Below are 602 nucleotides of genomic sequence, written 5' to 3' on the forward strand. Positions count from 1 at the left end.
ATGAGGACATAGTGGATGCCTGCAGCCAGGCATGGAACAGCTTTATCAGTTGTACAAAACGCGTGGTAAAGATGTGCTCTCGGGAATGGGCAAAGGTGACTGAACTTTAATGCGGAATGGTATAACATTATCTCGCCAATCGCTGTTTTAAAGGATATGAGGACATAGTGGATGCCTGCAGCCAGGCATGGAACAGCTTTATCAGTTGTACAAAACGCGTGATAAAGATGTACTCTCGGGAATAGGCGAAGGTGGCTGAGCTTTAATGCGGAATGGTATCAATATTGGAGATTGGAGGAACATTTATTGACCGACATCGAGGTAGCTTTTCGCGAAACGTATAAACACAAAAGCCCTAGCGGTTTAGGCTAGGGCTTTTGTGTTTATTTGGATGCTTGGCGATGAGCCACAATGCTATTGTCACCAAGCAAATTTTTCTCTAGGACATGACACTAGACTATAATGGTGCTGATACCCAGAATCGAACTGGGGACCTCATCCTTACCAAGGATGCGCTCTACCGACTGAGCCATATCAGCAATTTCTTATCATCAATAGATGAAATTAGGCGCTTGGCGATGAAATGCTATTGTCACCAAGCA

Annotated in this window: 1 tRNA gene; it reads right to left on the minus strand. The window is 44.5% G+C overall.

From position 1 onward, the window contains the following. Positions 1-463: 463 nt before the first annotated feature. Positions 464-539: transfer RNA gene (locus IEY09_RS20135), tRNA-Thr, on the minus strand. Positions 540-602: the final 63 nt, after the last annotated feature.

The sequence above is a fragment of the Shewanella xiamenensis genome (assembly GCF_014647135.1).
Lineage (GTDB): Bacteria > Pseudomonadota > Gammaproteobacteria > Enterobacterales > Shewanellaceae > Shewanella > Shewanella xiamenensis.